General features: G+C 67.7%; 16 protein-coding genes. 6 read left to right on the top strand and 10 right to left on the bottom strand.

Translation table 11 applies throughout. The features are described from left to right. Position 1: 1 nt before the first annotated feature. Genes rffA through U5798_RS11790 form a run of 5 tightly spaced genes read right to left on the bottom strand, consistent with a single transcriptional unit; the run spans position 2 to position 4,762 of the window. Positions 2-1,159, bottom strand: a complete 1,158-nt coding sequence (gene rffA, locus U5798_RS11810; RefSeq protein ID WP_322082121.1) for a dTDP-4-amino-4,6-dideoxygalactose transaminase — start codon at positions 1,157-1,159, stop codon at positions 2-4. 58 nt (positions 1,160-1,217) lie between these two features. After that, complete coding sequence (locus U5798_RS11805; protein WP_124454744.1) at positions 1,218-1,865, bottom strand: class I SAM-dependent methyltransferase; 648 nt, start codon at positions 1,863-1,865, stop codon at positions 1,218-1,220. 10 nt (positions 1,866-1,875) lie between these two features. Further along, positions 1,876-2,598, bottom strand: coding sequence for a WbqC family protein (locus tag U5798_RS11800; RefSeq protein WP_124454749.1), 723 nt, complete (start codon positions 2,596-2,598; stop codon positions 1,876-1,878). Then, a complete protein-coding gene (locus U5798_RS11795) occupies positions 2,595-3,980 on the bottom strand; it encodes an FAD-dependent oxidoreductase (protein WP_322082120.1) in 1,386 nt (461 codons plus the stop codon). The genes U5798_RS11800 and U5798_RS11795 overlap by 4 nt, the downstream gene beginning before the upstream one ends. Next, positions 3,977-4,762 carry a TylF/MycF/NovP-related O-methyltransferase gene (locus U5798_RS11790; protein ID WP_124454753.1) on the bottom strand — a complete coding sequence of 262 codons (786 nt, stop codon included), beginning with the start codon at positions 4,760-4,762 and terminating at the stop codon, positions 3,977-3,979. Before U5798_RS11790 ends, U5798_RS11795 begins: the two co-directional genes overlap by 4 nt. Positions 4,763-5,168: 406 nt before the next feature. On the opposite strand from U5798_RS11790, the gene U5798_RS11785 reads away from it, so the two are divergent. The 3 genes from U5798_RS11785 to U5798_RS11775 all read left to right on the top strand — a co-directional run bounded on the left by U5798_RS11785 (position 5,169) and on the right by U5798_RS11775 (position 11,879). Beyond that, on the top strand, positions 5,169-6,956 hold the full coding sequence (locus tag U5798_RS11785; RefSeq protein WP_322082119.1) for a tetratricopeptide repeat protein: 1,788 nt from the start codon (positions 5,169-5,171) through the stop codon (positions 6,954-6,956). 241 nt (positions 6,957-7,197) lie between these two features. Further along, complete coding sequence (locus tag U5798_RS11780; protein ID WP_322082118.1) at positions 7,198-9,396, top strand: tetratricopeptide repeat protein; 2,199 nt, start codon at positions 7,198-7,200, stop codon at positions 9,394-9,396. Continuing rightward, complete coding sequence (locus U5798_RS11775) at positions 9,393-11,879, top strand: tetratricopeptide repeat protein (RefSeq protein ID WP_322082117.1); 2,487 nt, start codon at positions 9,393-9,395, stop codon at positions 11,877-11,879. Before U5798_RS11780 ends, U5798_RS11775 begins: the two co-directional genes overlap by 4 nt. A 220-nt stretch (positions 11,880-12,099) precedes the next feature. Here the strand turns inward: U5798_RS11775 and U5798_RS11770 are convergent, their stop codons facing one another. The 3 genes from U5798_RS11770 to U5798_RS11760 all read right to left on the bottom strand — a co-directional run bounded on the left by U5798_RS11770 (position 12,100) and on the right by U5798_RS11760 (position 14,857). Continuing rightward, positions 12,100-12,396: a flagellar protein FliT gene (locus tag U5798_RS11770; RefSeq protein WP_322082116.1), complete on the bottom strand. Its 297-nt coding sequence runs from the start codon at positions 12,394-12,396 to the stop codon at positions 12,100-12,102. Between the two features lie 30 nt (positions 12,397-12,426). Continuing rightward, positions 12,427-13,845 carry a flagellar filament capping protein FliD gene (gene fliD / locus U5798_RS11765; RefSeq protein WP_322082115.1) on the bottom strand — a complete coding sequence of 473 codons (1,419 nt, stop codon included), beginning with the start codon at positions 13,843-13,845 and terminating at the stop codon, positions 12,427-12,429. 193 nt (positions 13,846-14,038) lie between these two features. Continuing rightward, positions 14,039-14,857 carry a flagellin domain-containing protein gene (locus U5798_RS11760; protein ID WP_039346846.1) on the bottom strand — a complete coding sequence of 273 codons (819 nt, stop codon included), beginning with the start codon at positions 14,855-14,857 and terminating at the stop codon, positions 14,039-14,041. A gap of 543 nt (positions 14,858-15,400) precedes the next feature. Here U5798_RS11760 and rpsU point away from each other — a divergent pair. Continuing rightward, entirely contained in the window at positions 15,401-15,613 is a 213-nt protein-coding gene (rpsU, locus tag U5798_RS11755; protein ID WP_006401410.1) for a 30S ribosomal protein S21, read from the top strand. Positions 15,614-15,936: 323 nt separating this feature from the next. Here rpsU and U5798_RS11750 read toward each other — a convergent pair whose 3' ends face one another. Further along, the gene (locus U5798_RS11750) at positions 15,937-16,539 is read right to left on the bottom strand and encodes a DNA-3-methyladenine glycosylase I (RefSeq protein WP_124456908.1); all 603 of its coding nucleotides are present in this window, start codon (positions 16,537-16,539) and stop codon (positions 15,937-15,939) included. A gap of 142 nt (positions 16,540-16,681) precedes the next feature. Here U5798_RS11750 and U5798_RS11745 point away from each other — a divergent pair, with 142 nt between their 5' ends. Beyond that, positions 16,682-17,563 carry a BadF/BadG/BcrA/BcrD ATPase family protein gene (locus tag U5798_RS11745; RefSeq protein ID WP_322082114.1) on the top strand — a complete coding sequence of 294 codons (882 nt, stop codon included), beginning with the start codon at positions 16,682-16,684 and terminating at the stop codon, positions 17,561-17,563. Between the two features lie 160 nt (positions 17,564-17,723). After that, positions 17,724-18,548 (top strand): Cof-type HAD-IIB family hydrolase, encoded by an 825-nt coding sequence (locus U5798_RS11740; protein ID WP_322082113.1) that lies wholly within the window; start codon positions 17,724-17,726, stop codon positions 18,546-18,548. A gap of 132 nt (positions 18,549-18,680) precedes the next feature. Here the strand turns inward: U5798_RS11740 and aqpZ are convergent, their stop codons facing one another. Further along, positions 18,681-19,424: an aquaporin Z gene (aqpZ, locus tag U5798_RS11735; RefSeq protein WP_322082112.1), complete on the bottom strand. Its 744-nt coding sequence runs from the start codon at positions 19,422-19,424 to the stop codon at positions 18,681-18,683. Positions 19,425-19,718: the final 294 nt, after the last annotated feature.

Genomic DNA, 19,718 nt, shown 5'->3' with positions numbered 1-19,718 from the left:
GTTATCGGGTGCGGTAGAAATCGAAGACCACGTCGAGGATGCGATCCTGTTCGGCTTCGGTCATGTCGTGGTACAGCGGCAGCCGGACGAGCCGGTCGGCGACGAGGTCCGTCACCGCCATGCCGGACCCGCAGCGCCCGTAGCGCTGGCCGGCCGGCGAACTGTGCAGCGGCACGTAGTGGAACACCGCGTTCACGCCCACCGCGCGGATCTGCTGCAGCAGCTCGGTGCGTTCGGCGAGGTCGCGTGCGAGGAAATAGAACATGTGGCCGTTGCCGCGCTCGGCGAGCGAAATCGCGGGCAGCTCGATCAGCCCGTCCGCGTGCAGCGGCTGCAGTGCGTCCTGGTAGCGCTGCACGGTCGCGCGCCGCTGCGCGGTGATCACGTCCGCGTGCTCGAACTGCGCGTACAGGAACGCCGCGATCAGCTCGCCCGGCAGGAACGACGAGCCGACGTCGACCCAGGTGTACTTGTCCACCTGCCCGCGGAAGAACTGACTGCGGTTGGTGCCCTTCTCGCGGATGATCTCCGCGCGCTCGACGAGGCGCGGGTCGTTGACCAGCAGCGCGCCGCCTTCGCCCGAGATCACGTTCTTGGTCTCGTGGAAGCTGAGGCACGCGAGGTGGCCGAGGCTGCCGAGCGGCTTGCCGTTCCACGACGACTGCAGCGCCTGGGCGGCGTCCTCGATCACCCACAGGTCGTGGTCCGCCGCGAGCTGCCCGATCACGTCCATGTCGCATGCGACGCCCGCGTAGTGCACCGGCACGATCGCGCGCGTGCGATGGGTGATCGCGGCGGCGATCTGCGTCTCGTCAAGGTTCAGCGTGTCGCGGCGGATGTCGACGAACACCGGCGTCGCGCCGCGCAGCACGAACGCGTTGGCGGTCGACACGAACGTGTAGGACGGCATGATCACTTCGTCGCCGGGCTGCACGTCGGCGAGGATCGCGGCCATCTCGAGCGCGGCCGTGCAGGAGTGCGTGAGCAGCGCGCGCTGGCAGCCGACGCGCGCTTCCAGCCAGCGGTGGCAGAGCTTCGTGAACGCCTGGTCGCCGGCGAGGCCGCCCTGCTCGACCGCTTTCGCGATGTAGTAGAGCTCCTTGCCGACCACGAACGGGCGGCCGAACGGAATGCAGTCGAGGTTGGGTGGGCCGAACATGGTCAGGCTCCGCGGTGAGGGTGGGACGTTCGGCCGCGCGGCTTGCGCGCGGCACCGCTCAGATGTCCTTGCGGACGAGAATCGTGAATTCGTACAGGCCGTAGTCGTGCAGCAGCGCGACGTGGCGCGAATAGCGGCGCTTGCAGCGATCGAACAGCGCGCACGGGTCCGCGTAGTACAGGAGGTCCGGGCGCATGAACGGCGGATCGGAATACGACGTCAGGCAGTTGAACGCGAAGCCCAGTCGGCTCGTCGCGTGCAGCGTGTCGAGTGTCGCGTGGATGTAGTCGAGCCATGCGTCGTCGCCGTGACCGCGCCTGACGTTGAAGATGCCGGATGCGATCCCGTAGTCCGACGCGGCCGGCGGCACCGCGCCGACATGAAACGCGACGTTCGCGTCTTCGCGGTAGCGCTGCCGCGCGGCGTCGACCATGTCGGACGAGATGTCGTAGCCCGCATACGCGAAGCCGTCCGGCAGCGCGCGCGCCTTCAGGAAATCGACCAGCGCGCCGTAGCCGCAGCCGATGTCGTTCACCGAGTGGCCGCCGGACGCGGGCAGGATCTTCGTCAGTTGTTCGAAGCGCAGGAACTGACTGGTTTCGCCGTTCCAGTCGACGCCGCGCGCGGTCGCGCCGTGCTCCGCCAGCCGCGCGCTGTAGTACGCGGCTACTTCTTCCAGCAGGCTCGCATGCCGGGATTCGCTCATGGACATCGCCTCAGTCTTTCGAGGTCAGCGCGTATCGGCGCGCTTCGGGACCGCAGTTGAACAGTACGTCGAGCACCGTCACGCCGTGGACGAAGTCGCCCCACTGCTGCGGATACTCGGGATAGGTCGGATAGTCGAACCAGCGCACCGCGACGCCGGCATCGGCGAACAGGTTCTCGTCGAGGTAGCTGCGCGCGGCCGGGCCGGACAGGTACTCGGTCGCGCCCGCCTGCACGCACAGGTTCAGCAGCTTCTCGGTGCGGTCGCCGTGGAGCGCATAGTCCGACGTCGACGACACGCGCGTGCCGATCTCCAGTTGCCGCAGGACCCACGTCAGCATCGCGAAATTCAGCTCGCTCAGCATCCCGTAGGGGCGACCGGTGTAGAGCGCTTCGAGCTCGTCCGCATAGCGCGCGAAGTGCGGCGCGCGCGCGTAGTTCTGCTGCAGGGCCTTCCAGTGCAGCGGCGCCCAGTCGGCGCCGTCGATCTCGGTTTCGCGGATCGACTGGTGATACTTGCCCTTCACCTTCACCGGCACGCTCAGCCATTGAACGCCCTGCGGCGTCTTGATCTGGTTGCGGTTGCGCCAGTCGCGGCGCGTGTACTGCGCGTCATCGTAGAGGATGAACTCGTCGCTGGCGGCGATCAGGTCGAAGTAGCCCTTCCACGGAATGTAGTTGGACTGGACGATCGCTACCCGCTTCGCATCGCGGTTCATGGTCGCACCGCTCATGCCGGAATGTGGCCGTACCGGTACATGTCGACGAGCTCGGGCGGAATGCCCCAGTCCGTTGCGCCCAGCTTGTCGTGCAGCGCCTCCAGGTCCGCGCGCATCGCGTTCCGAAGCTGTTCGACCATGCGGTTGCGCGCCGGCACGAAGTCGTGCTGGTACGCGGCATTGATCTGATGGCGTACCGTCTTCGCGATCGCGGCCTCGCGCGTCATGTTGCGGATCAGCGGGCGTTCGGGCGCGAGTTCCGCGTAGCGCGGATCGATCGGCTCGCCGCGCATCGCCGCGACGAGATCGCGGCACAGCACCGGCGACAGGTGGAAGCCGTCGCGCTTGGTGCCGCCGAGAATCCACAGGTCGCGCACGCTGGTTTCGCCGAACAGCGGATACAGGTCGGACGTCGTCGGCCGCCACCCGACGTTGACGTTGACCAGGCTCGCGCGCGAGAAGCGGGTGTTGATCTGGTCCATCGCGGACTTGAGCAGCGTGTACGCGCTGCCGGCGTGGCCGTGCTCGTGCGGCACCGGGCTGATGTAGTTGCTGGCGCCGACGAGGGTCCGGTCAGGCCCGTACGGCGCCGAATACACACCGCACGCGAGGCCGCGGTTGGTCGTGCGCACGCAGTGCGTGTGCACGTTCTCCGCGCTCTGCAGTTCGATCGACATGCCGATGCCGTAGAACATCCGCTGCACCGGCAGCTCGGGCAAGCTCGCCTGCAGCACGCGCGTCACGTTGGCGCCGTTGCAGAGGATGAAGCGGTCCCCGCCGAGCACGCTGCCATCGGACAGGCGCGCGCCGGTGACGCGTCCGGCCGCGGTGTCGAGCCGCTCGACCTCGGCGTCGATGAAGCGCACGTTGCCGGCTTGCGCGACCGACGCGGTCAGCGCGTCGAGAAACTGTTTCGGATTGGCCCAGCCTTCGCGCTTCAGGAAGACCGCCTTCAGCGCGCGATAGCGCGGGTCCGGATGATAGTTCGGGATGCCTGACGGATCGACCGCCTCGCAGGGCTCCTCGAATTCGCGGCAGAACCGCTGCACGGCCGCGAAGTTCTCGTCGTCGAGCGCGTCGGTCGCCGCGTTGTTCAGCACGAAGGTGCCGAAGCCGTGCGCGACCGCGCGCTCCGGCGTGCAGATTTCAGCGAATACGGCGGGCCAGGCCGCCGTCGCGCCGCGGCTCAGGTCGAACTTGAAGCGGTCGATCGGCGTGCCGAGCGAATCGCCCTCCAGTTCGGTGAACGAATTGAGCATCGCCGCCGCGGCGCGCGTGGCCGAGCCGGGCCGATGCGCGTGGCCGACGATCACGAGCTCGACGCCCGGCTCGGCCTGCTGCCATGCGCGGGCCGTCATCAGGCCGAGAATGCCGTTGCCGAGGATTGCGATCTTCATTTGCGGGTGCCCCCACCTTCGGGGAACGACAGGTAGCAGAGCGACGGATATGCCGCCGCCTTGTGGATCTGGTGCGGACGGTTGCCGAGCAGGTCGCGCAGGTAATGGATGCCTTCCGCGGGCAGCTGGCCGCCGCGGGTGAGCTGCCAGAACGCGACGACGCCGCCGGGCACCAGCCGCTCCATCACCGCGTCGAACGCGTGCCGGGTCGGCTCGATCACGTTCAGGTCGAACCACGCGAGCGCGACCATCTCGCCGGGATGCGCTTCGTCGAACGCCGCCAGCGTGTCGCGGCAGTCGCCTTCCCACACGTGATGCTTGTCATGCACGTGTCCCATCGCGTTGCTGCGCTCGTGCAGGTTCAGCAGCTTGCGCAGCAGGTCGGCGTACTCGCCGGACAGCGAGTACGTGCCGTCGGAGAACAGCTTGCGGTCGCGCGCGTCGTGCTCGGCGAAGCCCGTGTAGCCAGTGAACGTATCGAATGCGTGGATGCGGCGCTGGAAGTTCAGCGGCTCGAGAATCGCGCGGAAGTTCTCGCACAGCACGGCGGTCTGCCCGCGCCACGTGCCGAGATCGAGGATCGCGCCCGGCAGCGGCACGATTTTTTGATAGATCTCAAAGGTCGCGAGAATGCGTGCGAGGAGCGAGCCGCGCACGAACAGGCCGAGCGACCGTTCCAGTTCCTCGCGCGTCGCGGGGTAGGTCTGCATCAGGTCGAACAGTTCGCGGCGCGCCGCGAGCTGATCGCCATCTGCGTTGGTGATGATCGCTGATTCGTGCATACACAGGGCTCCAGGCGCAAAGGGTGTGGCCGGACGAGCGCGTGTCGGCGCGGTGGCATCGGAATGCGCAACCGTCCGAGCGGCGCAGGTCGGACATCTTTCTACGATCAAGTCTAGCGAGCGCCGCCCGGATCGAATGTCGGATTAGCGGGTGGTTTCACCCCGCATTTCGATGGATGCGCGGGTGTCCGGCGCGAATTCGGGGCGCCCGCGGGTGCGGCTCGCAGTAGCGGGAATAGCGACCAATTCCAGCACCTGCTCGCCAAATTGGAACGCGGCGTGCGCGAGGAGAATTCGGACACGTCGGAGACCGTCGGTGCGTGCGTCCGCGGGCGAAGGCATGTGCCGGCGCAGCGGCGCCGGCCGCGATTCGAATCCCGTATTGGCTACCAGGACGACCTAGCTCATGATGCCCACCTCCCCCGCCGCCGCCACGATCGAACAGGCGCTGGCGCACCATCAGGCCGACCGGCTGGAAGAGGCCGAGACGCTGTACCGGCAGATCCTCGACACCGATCCCCGGCACGCGGACGCGCTTCACCTCCTCGGCCTGATCGGCCATCAGTACGGGCGCTATCAGCAGGCATCCGACCTGATCATGGCGGCGATCGAGATCCGGCCGGACGCGATGTACTACTACAACCTCGGCAACGTGATGCAGGCGGACAACCGTCACGCCGCCGCCGCCGAGTGCTTCCGTCTCGCGATCGAGCTGCGACCCGACTACGTCGATGCGTACAACAACCTCGGCAACGCGCTGCGGCTCGCCGGCGACGCCCGCGCGGCCGTCGATGCGTTCTGCCAGGCCATCGCGCTGACGCCGGACAACGGCCAGGCCTACAACAATCTTGCGAATGCGCTGTTCGACCTGAACGAGATTCCGGCCGCGCTCGAGGCTTACCGGCACGCGGTCGCCCTGCGCCCCGAACTGCCGGAGCCGCGCAGCAACCTGCTGTTCGCGAGCCACTGCAGCGAAGCGTTCGACCACGACGCCTATCTCGCCGAGGCCGCGCGCTACGACGAACTCGTCACGCGGCGCGCGAAGCCGTGGACGGACTGGCTCGTCGACCTGACCGCCCGCGCCGGGCGGCCGCTGAAGGTCGGCATCGTGTCGGGCGACCTGAAGTCGCATCCGGTCGGCTATTTCATCGAGAGCATGCTGAAGCATCTCGACGCGAACCGGATCGAGATGCATGCGTACCCGACGCGCGACGTCGAGGACGACGTGACCGCCCGGCTCAAGCCGGCCTTCGCGACGTGGACCTGCATTGCCGGCCTGAGCGACGAAGCGGCGGCTGCGCGTGTCCGCGCGGACCGCATCGACGTGCTGCTCGACGCGGCGGGCCACACGATCTACAACCGCTTGCCGCTGTTCGCGTGGAAGCCGGCGCCGCTGCAGGCGAGCTGGCCCGGTTATTTCGCGAGCACCGGCGTGCGCGCGATCGACTACGTGATCGGCGACCGTCACGTGCTGCCGCCCGCCGAGGCCGCGCATTTCACCGAGCGGCCGTGGCATCTGCCGGACAGCTATCTGTGCTTCACGCCGCCGGCCGAGCCTGTCGACGTCGGCGCGCTGCCGATGCTCGCGAACGGCCATCCGACCTTCGGCTATTTCGGCAAGCTCGCGAAGGTCACCGATCACGTCGTCGCGGTCTGGTCGCGCGTGCTGCAATCGGTCGCGGGCGCGAAGCTGTTCGTGAAGGCGGAGCATCTCGACGATCCGCGCGAGCAGCAGGCGCTTGCCGCGCGCTTCGCGGCGCACGGCATCGACGCGCAGCGCCTGATCCTCGAAGGCCGCTCGCCGCGCGCCGAATACCTGGCCGCGTACCGGCGCGTCGACCTGATGCTGAGCCCGTTCCCGTATCCGGGCGGCACGACGACCGCCGAAGCGCTGTGGATGGGCGTGCCCGTTCTGTGCCGGCGCGGCGAGCGCTTCCTGTCGCACATCGCCGAGAGCCTGCTGCATTCGGCGCGGCTGCCTGAGTGGATCGCGGACGACGACGACGCGTATGTCGCGAAGGCCGTCGCGCAGGTCGGCCAGCCCGCCGAGCTGACGGCGCTGCGCACGACGCTGCGCGCGCAGGTGCTCGCGTCGCCGCTGTGCGACGCGCCCCGCTTCGCGCGCCACTTCGAGGACGCACTGCACGGCATGTGGGCGCAGCACGTCGAAGCCGCGCCGGTCGCATCCGTGTGAGGCCGCTCACGACTTGATGTGCGTGGGCATTTCCACGGAGGCGGCCAGCGGAACATGGCGTCCCTCGCGCTGAACACCGCGCCGGCCGGCGTGATCGTCATTCCGACCGGTGGCGCGTGCGCGACACCGTCGTCGGCATGGCGCGCGATGGGATGGCGGCGCCGGCCGTGACGATCGGGCACGGCGGCAGGCTGATCGACTTCCGACGCGAACGGCATCCCTATTGAGCAGAGCAGACGAGATGGACGGAACAGGACAGGCATTGCAGTCCGCGCTCGCGCATCATCAGGCGGGGCGTCTCGCGGAAGCGAAGACGCTGTACGACGCGATCCTCACTGCGCAGCCGGGCCAGCCGGACGCGCTGCATTTCCTCGGGCTGCTGGCGTGCCAGCTGAAACAGTACGACGCCGGGCTCGCACTGATGGAGCAATCGCTCGTCGAGCGGCCGGACGCGTCGTACTTCAACAACCTGGGCAACATGCTGCGCGAAAGCGGCCGGCTCGACGACGCGATCGCGCACTACCGGCGCGCGGTGGCGCTGCGTCCGGACTATCCGGAGGCGCACAACAACCTCGGCAACGCGTTGCGCGACGCACGCGAGCCGGCGGCCGCGATGCAGAGCTGCGCGCGCGCGATCGAGCTGCGCCCCGGTTACGCGCAGGCGTACAACAACCTCGGCAATGCGCTGCAGGATCTGGGCGACCTCGATGGCGCCGCCACGCATTACGGCCGCGCGATCGAGCTGGATGCGTCGATGGCGATGGCCCACGCGAACCTGAGCGCCGTGCGTCACAAGCAACTGCGCTGCGCGGAAGCGCTCGCGCATGCACAGGACGCGATCCGGCTCGCGCCGAACCTCGGCGACGCACATAACCACGCGGGCAACGCGTATCACGGACTGGACCGGCTCGAGGATGCGCAAGCGTGCCATCGCACGGCCGTCACGCTCAATCCGGCGGACGCCGGCGCGTGCCACAACCTGTCCGTCGTGCTGCTGAAGCTGCAGCGGCTCGACGAGGCGCTCGTGTATTGCCGGCAGGCGTTGCAGGCCGGCCCGCCGGCTGTGTTGATGCACGTCAATCTCGGCGACATCCAGCGCGCGCAGGGCAACGTCGATGCCGCGGTCCACGCGTATCGCGATGCGCTCGCGCTGGTGCGCGACGACGCCGACGACGTCGCGGCGACCGTGCTGAACCGGCTGCTGTTCAGCGCAGCGGCATCCGCTTGCGTGAACCCCGCCGACTACCTGGCCGACGCGCGACGCTACGGCCGGCACCTGGCCGCGCGTTCGACGCGCTACGCGCACGATCCGCGCGAGCGGGCCGCACGCGCGCAAGGGCGGCCGCTGCGCGTCGGCTTCGTGTCCGGCGACCTGCGCCTGCATCCGGTCGGGATATTCCTGGAAAGCGTGCTCGCGCACCTCGAGCGCACGCGCATCGACCTGCGCGTGTACGTGACCACGGACGAGGAGGACGCGATCACCGCGAAACTGAAGCCGCACGCGAATGGCTGGCGCTCGATCGCCGCGCTGGGTCCGGAGGCGGCCGCGCGGATGATTCACGACGACGAAATCGACGTCCTCGTCGACCTCGCGGGCCATACGCAGTCGAGCGGGCTCCCCGTGTTCGGCTGGAAACCCGCGCCGGTGCAGGCGAGTTGGCTCGGCTTCTTCGCGTCGACCGGCTGCGACGCGATCGACTACTTCATCGGCGACCGCTACACGCTGCCGGACGCCGAAGCGCATCACTTCGTCGAGAGGCCGTGGCGGCTGCCGGACAGCTTCCTGTGCTTCACGCCGCCGGCCTGCGACGTCGAGGTCGGCCCGCTGCCGATGGCGGCGCGCGGCCATCCGACGTTCGGTTGCTTCGGCCAGCTCGTGAAGATCGGCGACGACGTCGTGCGCGCGTGGTCGCGCATCCTGCACGCGCAGCCGGACGCGCGGCTGCTGCTCAAGGCGCACGAGCTCGGTCGCGAGGGCGTGCGCGACGCGACCACCGCGCGTTTCGCGCGGCACGGTATCGGCGCGGACCGGCTGATCCTCGAGGGCGGTTCGCCACGCGAGGAATACTTTGCCGCGTACCACCGCATCGACGTCGCGCTGAGCCCGTTTCCGTACCCGGGCGGCACGACCACGGCCGAAGCGTTGTGGATGGGCGTGCCGGTGCTCGGGATGAAGGGCAGCAGGTTCGTCACGCACATCTGCGAAAGCGTGCTGCACGCGGCGGGCATGGGCGAATGGGTCGCTGACGGCGAGGACACCTATGTCGCGAAGGCGATCGCGGCGGTGCGCGATCGCGAGCGCCTCGCGGCGCTGCACGCGAGCCTGCGTGCGCAGCTGCTCGCGTCGCCGTTGTGCGACGCGCGCCGGTTCGCGGCGCATCTCGAAGCGGCTTTCATCGGCATGTGGCAACGCTATACGAACTCGGAACACGAAGCATGAACGATATCCACGACACGCTGCAGTCCGCGCTCGCGCATCATCAGGCGGGGCGTCTCGCGGAAGCGAAGACGCTGTACGACGCGATCCTCACTGCGCAGCCGGGCCAGCCGGACGCGCTGCATTTCCTCGGGCTGCTGGCGTGCCAGCTGAAACAGTACGACGCCGGGCTCGCACTGATGGAGCAATCGCTCGTCGAGCGGCCGGACGCGTCGTACTTCAACAACCTGGGCAACATGCTGCGCGAAAGCGGCCGGCTCGACGACGCGATCGCGCACTACCGGCGCGCGGTGGCGCTGCGGCCGGACTATCCGGAGGCGCACAACAACCTCGGCAACGCGTTGCGCGACGCACGCGAGCCGGCGGCCGCGATGCAGAGTTGCGCGCGCGCGATCGAGCTGCGCCCCGGTTACGCGGAGGCGTACAACAACCTCGGCAACGCGCTGCAGGACCTGGGCGAGCACGAAGCGGCGGCCGCGAGCTACGCCAAGGCCGTCGCGCACCAGCCGCAGTACGCGGATGCGTACTGCAATCTCGGCAACGCGCTGCATGCGCAGGAGAAATTCGACGACGCAGCGGATGCCTATCGTCGCGCCATCGCGCTGCAACCGGGCTTTCGTATCGCGCACCGGGGGCTGAGCGCGACGCTGCGCGCGGCCGGCGATCTGCACGGCGCGATCGACCATGCGCGCGAGGGGCTCGATCCGGGCGACGCGGACGCGCACTGCGTGCTGGCAAGGCTGCTGCAGCGCATCGGTGATTTCGACAAGGCGCTCGAACTGCTCGAGCAGGCGCTCGCGATCGCCCCCGCGCATGCACAGGCATGGGCGTGGCTCGGCGATTTGCGCAACCAGCAGGGCGAATACGGGCAGGCGGTGCAGGTGTGCCGGCGTGCGATCGAGCTTGATCCCGAGCTGGCCGACGCATACAACTTCCTCGGCTTCGCGTATCACAACCTCAACTTGCTGGCTGCCGCGGAGTTGAGCCATCGGCATGCGATCGACCTGAACCCGGACGATGCCGACGCGCATCACAACCTCGCCGCCGCGCTGTTTCGGCTCGAGAAGCTCGACGAGGCGATGAAGCACACCGAGATCGCGCGGGAGCTCGGCATCGATCCGCTGAAAGTCCAGATGACGCTCGGCGACATCCTGTGGGCGAAAGGGGATCACGCCGGCGCGCTGGGTGCGTTCCGCTCGGCGATCCGGCACGACCTGCATCGCGCGTACTCGCGGATGCTGTTCAACATGTCGAGTTCGCCCGCGTTCGAGCCGCAGGAGTGGGTCGCTGAAGCGCGCCGCTACGGCGAGCATCTCGAGCGCGACGCGCATCCGTTCGAGCACGACCGCGCGCAGCGCGTCGCGCAGGCGCAGGGGCGGCCGCTGCGCGTCGGCTTCGTGTCGGGAGACCTGCGCCAGCACCCGGTCGGCATCTTCCTGGAAAGCGTGCTCGCGCGGATCGACCGGTCGCGCATCGAGCCACATGCCTATGTGACGTTCGTCGGCGAGGACGACGTGACCGCGCGGCTCAGGCCGAACTTCGCGAGCTGGAAGAAGGTGGTCAGCCTGGGCCGCGAGGAGGCCGCGCAGCTGATTCGCGACGACGGCATCGACATCCTGATCGATATGGCAGGCCATACCAACTGGAGCGGCCTGCCGATCTTCGGGCACAAGCCCGCGCCGGTGCAGGCGAGCTGGCTCGGTTTCTTCGCGACGACCGGTTGCCGCGCGATCGACTATTTCATCGGCGATGCGCATACGCTACCGGCCGACGAGGCGCATCACTTCACCGAACGGCCGTGGCGGCTGCCGGACAGCTACCTATGCTTCACGCCGCCGCCGTACGATGTCGCGGTCGGCCCGCTGCCGATGGCGGCGCATGGCGGCGTCACGTTCGGCTGCTTCGGCAAGCTGATCAAGGTCAGCGACGAGGTCGTCGCGCTGTGGTCGCGCATCCTGCATGCACTGCCGGACGCGCGCCTGCTGCTGAAGGCCCATGAGCTCGGCGCCGGCGACGTGAACCAGGCGACGCTCGACCGCTTCGCGCGGCACGGCATCGGCGCGGATCGGCTGATTCTCGAAGGCGGTTCGCCGCGTGCGGAGTACTTCGCCGCATACAACCGCATCGACATCGCGCTGAGCCCGTTCCCGTATCCGGGTGGCACGACCACCGCCGAAGCGCTGTGGATGGGCGTGCCGGTGCTCGGGATGAAGGGCAGCCGGTTCGTCACGCACATTTGCGAAAGCCTGCTGCACGCGGCGGGCATGGGCGACTGGATCGCGACGGACGAGGATGCGTACTTCGCGAAGGCCGTCGCGTTCGCGCGCGACCGCGACGGGCTGGCGACGCTGCGTGCAACGCTGCGCGAGCGCGCGCTCGCGTCGCCGCTGTGCGATGCGTCGCGCTTCGCACGCAACCTCGAGGACGCGCTGCACGGCATGTGGGCCCGCTACGCGGCCGGCGAGACGGCGCCCCGGGGCGCGTGACGAGCGGGATCGCGCCACGGCTGGCAGCCGCGCTCGCGCATCGTCGGGCCGGCCGCCCGAGATGATCGACGCGGCCGTAGCCGGCGCGATCCGGCTCGCGCTGCCGCCTGCCGGCGAAAAAAAGCCGCATTGAAGCGGCTCGACGGTACGGCGACAACGGACCGCTCGACTGGCGGCGTCTTTTAATTCGACATGCGCGGCGGGCGGGACGCCCGGCCGGTCACAGCATGCCGGCCTTCTGGTACTGGCTCGCGGCCTTGATCCGCTCCTGGGACTGCGCAAACTCCGCAGCCAGGCGGTCACGGTCCGTCTGCGCATGCGCCGTGATCGACGCGTCGATCGCCATGATCTGCCGCACCTGGTCCAGCATGTCCGGGGTCTGCTCGCCGGACAGGTTCATCAGCAGCGGCGAGCGTTCGTCGACGAGGGCCGCGACGCGCACCCAGTCGCGCGCATCGGCCGCCGACTGCATGGCACGGGTCAGGTCGAAGGCGCGGGACAGGGTGTCGTTCGTCATGGTTCTGCTCCGAAGGGGGGCGGCCGAGGCTTACTTGTTGTTGGCCATCGCGCCGGCGCTGTTCTGGCCGCCGAACAGCTGGGTCAGGTAGCGGGTGTTGTTCGCCATCGTCGCCATCAGCGTGTTCAGCGCGGTGAACTGCGCATTGTATTGCTTGGTCAACTGGTCCGAGTAGCTCTGCAGCTGCGTCGCCTGATTCTGCACACTCTTCAGATCGGCGTTGATCGCGTTGGTGCGCTGGTCGATCAGGCCGGACGTCTGCGTGTACGAGTTGATGTTCGCATTGAGCGCCTGGGCGATGCCGTTCGTCTGGTTGAAGATCGCCGCCACCGCGGAACCGTTCGACTTGAGCGCGGTGGTCAGCGCGGCGGTGTCGACGGACATCGCGCCGGTCGAGTCCACGTTGATGCCGATGCTGCCGAGCGCATAGGTCGTGCCGCCCGTCGTGACGCCGCTGCTGAGCGTCGTCGCGAGCGTGTTCCTGATCGTGTTCAGCATCGCGTCGCCGAGCATCGGGCCGGCGGTCTTCGCCGTCGGGTCGTAGGACGACAGCGATTTCGCGGTATTCACGAAGTTGGTATACGCGGTCGCGAAATTGTTGATCGCGGTCGTCGCCGCGGCCGTGTCCTGCGACAGCGTGACGGTTTGCGTCGTGCCGACAGCGGCCTGCGACAGCGCCAGCGTGACGCCCGTCAGCGCGCCCGACACGTTGTTCGACGCGCTCGACACCGGCGTGCCGTCGATCGTCAGCTTCGCGTCGGCGGCCGGCGTGACCGTCGTGTACCCCGACGTCAGTTTCGAATTGACGCCCGTACCCGAGATCGAAATCGTGTTGGCCGCGCCGGTGGTGTTCGACTGCATCACGAGATGCTGGCCGTCCGAACCGGTGATGACCGACGCGGTGACGCCGGCATTGCCGGATGCGGAATTGATCGACGACGCGATGTCGGACAGCGACGCGCCGGCCGCCACGTTGACGTTGAACGCGGGGTTGCTGCCGAACGTGATGCTCAGCGAGCCGGCCGAGATCGTGTCCGCCGACGTCACGCCGGCCGACGACAGCTTGTTGGCGGTCGCGAGCTGCGTGACATTGACCGAATACGAACCGGCCACCGCGCCGCTGCCGCTCTTGATCGTCGTCGCGATGCCCGTGCCGCTCGCCGTCGCGGCCAGGCTGCCGAGCGCGGTGCCGTCCGAGAGGCCGGTGAGCGCGGTCTGCAGCGCGGACAGCGCACCCTTCAGCTGGCCGATCGCGGACAGCTGCGTATTGTCGTTCGTCTGGCGGGTCTGCAGGGTTTGCAATTGCCCGGCCGTCTTCGCGTTCACCAGCGTCGTGACGAGCGTATTGACGTCGAGCGACGAATTGGTCGCGCCGCTGATGATCGATTGACCTGCATTCGCCAGGATCGTGCTGATGTCCGTGCTGCTGACGGGGGTCGTGGTGGCCATGCCGTTGCTCCGGTCGTCCGCGCAATCAACGTGCGCGATGCGGCGGGGCGCCGCGGTTCAATGCAAAGAGGGAGGCGTGCCTCCCTGGAGAATTCTGATCCGTGCGGTTTCGGCGGCGTCGCGATGCGTCGCATGGCGACACCGCCGTGCCCGGAGGCGGGCGGGCGCGTGGCCCGCCGCGGGTGCTGCTCGATTAGCCGAGGAGCTTCAGGACTTGCTGCGGCAGCGAGTTCGCTTGCGCCAGAACCGAGATACCAGCTTGTTGCAGCACTTGCGCCTTGCTCAGGTTCGCCGTTTCCGTCGCGAAGTCCGCGTCGGTGATCTGCGAGCGAGCAGCGGTCATGTTGGTTGCCTGGGTTTGCGTCGTCGAGATCGCAGCCTGGAACGTGTTCTGTGCTGCGCCCAGCGTTGCCTGGAACGTGTTGACTTGCTTCAGTGCCGCGTCGATCGCCGTGATCGCCGATTGCGCGCCCGACTGGGTGGCGACGCTCAGGGTGTTCACGCTCATGCCCGTGCTGTTCCAGTTCGCCGTGCCGAAGTCGACGGTAACGACCTGGTTCGCTGCTGCGCCGATCTGGAACGTGACGCTGCCGGTGCCGCCCAGGATGGTCTGGCTGTTGAACGTCGTTTGCGATGCGACACGGTCGATTTCGCCGAGACGCGTCGAAACTTCAGCTTGCAGGTTTGCGCGAGCGCTCGAATCCAGCGAGCCGTCGCCCGCTTGTTGCGCCAGCGTACGGATACGCTGCAGGTTGTCGACCGTCGATTGCAGCGCGCCGTTGGCGGTCTGGATCATCGAGATGCCGTTGTTCGCGTTTGCAACACCTTGCGTCAGCGCATTGATTGCCGCCGTTTGCGACGTCGAGATCGCCAGGCCTGCTGCATCGTCAGCAGCGGTGTTGATGCGCTTGCCCGACGACAGGCGGTTGATCGCTTGCGACAGTGCGCTTTGCGAGCCCGACAGATTCGTCTGCGTCGTCAGCGAAAGGATGTTGGTGTTGATGTTCAGCATTTGCTTCCTCGTTTTGGAAAATGCCTGAGATACAGACAGGTTCTGGTATCGGCGTTGCGCTTTTTCGCGTCTGGCGCTGCCCGCCTTTCCTGGTTGACGGCGGCACCCGGCGAAAACTTTAGAGGGATGTTTGAGGAAATTCGGGACGGAAGGATGGCTGTCGGCCGAAAGGCCCGCCCGGCTTGGCCGGCCGGCCCGCGGGCAGGCGCGGCACCCGGCCCCGTTCGACGGGGCGATCGGCCGCGCCACGCGGAGCGACGAACCGGGAGATGCAAAAGGATAGTTTTATCTGTGATTCTCTGCTATGATGGCGGGCTGAATTGAGATTTCTGTCACGCCTCTGCCGTTTTCGGCATGTCTGCTGGCAGTCAAACGCGGCGCTGCACGCGGCTGTGAAGCGTACTCGCGGTGCTTTCCGCCTCTCTTTTCCGGCCTCCGAGGCCGTATTTCCGCTCGTTTCGCCTGTTTGTGGGGACGCTCGGATGGCCGGTGCGTGGCGCTTGGCCGCTACGTTTTTGACCGTTTAAGCAATTTAGGAACGACATGACGACGATTCTTCTGAAAGAAAACGAGCCGTTCGAAGTGGCGATTCGCCGCTTTCGCCGTGCTATCGAAAAAAATGGCCTGATCGCTGAACTGCGCGAACGCCAGTCCTACGAAAAGCCGACCGCAGTCCGTAAGCGCAAGAAGGCAGCAGCCGTCAAGCGCCTGCACAAGCGCCTGCGCAGCCAGATGCTGCCGAAGAAGCTCCACTAAGAGCGTCTTACGGTTCGCCGCGAAACGGCGGAGTGTGCCTCGAAAGAGGCCGCTCCGCCGTTTTGCTTTTGTGGGCCGGAAAAATTGCGGAGCGTGGCGGAAAAGTGGCCGATCGGCCGGCAGGCGGCGGCACGGCCAGGTGGCGACATGACCAGGCGACGGCACGGCCGCGCGGCCGTACCGTCGGCGGCCAACGGGTAAGGCTGCCGGCGCAGCACGTGGAAATCGGCGCCGCGTGCGGGTTCACCGGCGCGGATCATCTGGCGGCGCGTGCCGACGTGCCGGTGCGGCAGCGACTCGCCCGCCCATGAGTTGCGTCGCCGTCAGGCCGCCTTGTGCTTCCGTGCCGGCTGCTTGCCGCCGAGCGCCGCGCACTGCGCGTGGCACGGGCAGCCGGCCTCGTGGTCGTTGACCATGCCGGTCGCCTGCATCAGCGCATAGCAGATCGTCGAGCCGACGAACTTGCAGCCGTAAGCCTTCAGCGCCTTGCTGAGCGCGTCGGACTGTTCGGTCGACGCAGGCGCGTCGCGATACGACTGCCATGCGTTCTGGATCGGCGTATCGCCGACGAACGACCACAGGAACGCGGCGAGCGACCCGTGCTCCTCGCGGATGCGCTGCACGGCGCGCGCGTTGGTGACCGCCGATTCGACCTTCGCGCGGTTGCGCACGATGCCGGGATTCTCCAGCAGCTTCTCGATGCGCTTCGGCGTGAAACGTGCGACGGCGTCGACGTCGAACTCCGCGAACGCTTCGCGATAGCCCGCGCGCTTGTTCAGGATCGTCGACCACGACAGCCCGGCCTGTGCGCCTTCCAGGATCAGCATTTCGAACAGGTGGCGATCGTCGTGCGACGGCACGCCCCACTCGGTATCGTGATAGTGAGCATCCGCTTCCGTCCTTACCCAGTTGCACCGCTGCGACATCGTTTCCCTCGTTTTCGGTATCGATTCGATCGTGCCAGCATAGCGGAAGCCCCTTGTGCGGAATAGCCGGCCGAACGGCAGATGGGCGCGCGGCGCCGATCCGGTTAAGCTTGGCGCCTGTTCGAATCAGCGGGATGAAGGCATGGCGGCATTACTTTTTGCGATCGGCATCGACGGCGGCGGCACGGGCACGCGCGCGGTGCTGGCCGACCGGCACGGGCGCGAGCTCGCACAGGGGCGCGGCGGCCCGTCGGGGCTCGGTCTCGGTATCGAGCGCGCGTGGGCGTCGATCGGCGCGGCATGCGCCGATGCGTTCACGCAGGCCGGCTTTGCGTTCGACTGGTCGCAGTGCGCGCTCGGCTGCGGGCTCGCGGGTGTGAACAACGCAGCGTGGCTCGCGGCGTTTCGCGCGCAGGCGCCGCTCGGCGCGCTTGCGATCGAGAGCGATGCCTATACGACGGTCGTCGGTGCGCACGGCGGCGCGCCGGGGCTCATCGTCGCGCTCGGCACCGGCAGCATCGCGGCGGCGCTCGATGCGGCCGGTGCGTGCCGGATCGCCGGCGGGTTCGGTTTTCCGTCCGGCGACGAAGCGAGCGGTGCGTGGCTCGGCGTGCGCGCGCTCGCGTATGCGCAACAGGCGCTCGACGGCCGCGTGCCGCACGATGCGTTCGCCGCTGCACTGCTCGCGGAAACGGGCGCGCAGGATCGCGACGCGCTCGTCCAGTGGTCGTGCGATGCGAACCAGACGATCTACGCGCGTCTCGCGCCGGTCGTGTTCGCGCACCGCGCGCACCCGGTCGCGGGCGCGCTGATCGCGCAGGCCGGCGACGAGATCGGCAAGATGATCGACGCGCTCGATCCGCAGCAGGCGCTGCCGGTCGCGCTGTGCGGCGGGCTGGCGGACGCGCTTGCACCGGCCGTGCCGGCGCGCCATGCCGCGCGGTTGCGCGCACCGCTCGACGATTCCGCACACGGCGCGTTGCGGCTGGCACTGCAGGCGCTGCGGGCGGCGGAAGGCAGTTGAGGCGGGATAACGTGCGGCGGCAGGCGCGGTGGAAGGTGCAGTGGGAGCTGCGTCGACACGGCACCGAAGGCGGCGCTCGACCGGGAACCGTCCGGCGCGCCGCCGGGCGCGACGTTAGAATGGCGATTCCGCAGAGCCCTGAGCGCCATTCTCCCGTCCCATGTACAAAGTCATCGCCACCGATCTCGACGGTACCCTGCTGAACAGCGACCACCAGCTCGACCCGTACACGATCGACACCGTCCGGCGGCTCGACCGCGACGGCCTGCAGTTCGTGATCGCGACGGGGCGCCACTATGCGGACGTCGCCGGCATTCGCGACGTGCTCGGCATCCGGCCGTACCTGATCACGTCGAACGGCGCGCGCGTGCATGCGCCGGACGACACGACGATCCACGCGCAGGACATCGCTCCCGCGATGGTCCGCGGCCTCGTGCAGCCTGACGTCACCGGCGCGCATGGCCGCGTGATCGTCAACCTGTTCACCAACGACGGCTGGCTGATCGACCGCGACGCGCCGCACCTGCTCGACTTCCACCAGGATTCGGGCTTCCGGTACGACGTGATCGACATGGCCGCGCACGACGGCGCCGGTATCGCGAAGGTGCTGTACATCGGCGAGCCGGCCGATCTGGCGGTGGTCGCCGAGCAGATGCGCGTGCGCTTCGGCGATGCGCTGTACGTCACGTACTCGCTGCCCGACTGCCTCGAAGTGATGACCGCGAACGTGTCGAAGGGCCGTGCGCTGCGCTCGGTCCTCGCGCGGCTCGGCGTCGATTCCGGCCACTGCATCGCGTTCGGCGACAACATGAACGACATCGACCTGCTCGAAACCGCCGGTCACGCGTTCATGATGAACAACGCGAATCCCGACCTGGTCGCGCGCCTGCCGCACATCCCGCGGATCGGCAACAACTTCGATGCGGGTGTCGCACGCCATCTGCGCACGCTGTTCTCGCTCGAAGACAAGGTCGCCGCTTCCTGAGCGCCCGGCGCCGGGCGCGTTTCCCGCGCGGACATGAAAAACGGGCGCCAATGGCGCCCGTCGAAACCACCTGCCTCGATGTTCTTGGACAGCGTGAGGCTCGCTGCTCTGCTCGCTTGACCCCGTAGTGTTTTATTCGCTTGTGCGAGCCGATGCCGGCAGCAGGTCGACGGCGTCGTCACGCCCGGCGACCAGCGGGTAAATGATCCCTGCGAGTACCGCGCCGATCAGCGGCGCCACCCAGAACAGCCAGAGCTGGCCGATCGCGTCGCCGCCGACGAACAGCGCCGGGCCGGTCGAGCGCGCCGGGTTCACCGACGTGTTGGTGACCGGGATCGAGATCAGGTGAATCAGCGTCAGGCACAGGCCGATCGCGATCGGCGCAAAGCCGGCCGGCACACCGCGCTTGTCGGTCGCGCCGAGGATCACGAACAGGAAGAAGCCCGTCATCACGACTTCGCAGATGAACGATGCGGTCAGCGAGTAGTGGCCGGGCGAGCGATCGCCGAAGCCGTTCGTCGCGAAGCCGCTGCCGACGACGTCGAAGCCCGGCTTGCCGGTTGCGATCAGGTACAGCACGAACGCACCGAGCGTGGCGCCGACGACCTGCGCGACGATGTACGGCGCGAGATCGCGAGCCGGGAAGCGGCCGGCGACCGTCAGGCCGACGCTCACCGCCGGATTCAGGTGGCAACCCGAAATGTGGCCGATTGCGAATGCCATCGTCAGCACGGTCAGGCCGAAGGCGAGAGCGACGCCGGCAAAGCCGATGCCGAGGCCCGGAAAGGCGGCGGCCAGCACGGCGCTTCCGCACCCGCCGAGCACCAGCCAGAACGCGCCGAATACCTCTGCAGCGAGACGCTGAGAAAGATTCATGTAAGGACCTCGTTCAAGTGGGTTGAAGACCGCCGGACGACACTGCGGATTTAATCCGTCGCCCGGAATTGGTCTGGATTATAGGAAATGAATCGCGTCCGGGAGGGTCAACGATTGTTAAATTTGAATGGCTGACGAATGCGTTTTATTAGAATAAGCCCGCATTCTCGATATAGCCGAATTGGTTAAAGATGACAGCATTTATTTCCAGGAGCAGGGCGGCAGTACAGATGGCGTAACGGGTGTGGTTGTCCCGGCCGGATTCGCCGGGGCCGCATCATCGAAAAGGGGAGT

The sequence above is a fragment of the Burkholderia sp. BCC1972 genome, from assembly GCF_905339605.1.
Lineage (GTDB): Bacteria > Pseudomonadota > Gammaproteobacteria > Burkholderiales > Burkholderiaceae > Burkholderia.
This window is presented reverse-complemented; position numbering and strand designations above follow the sequence as displayed.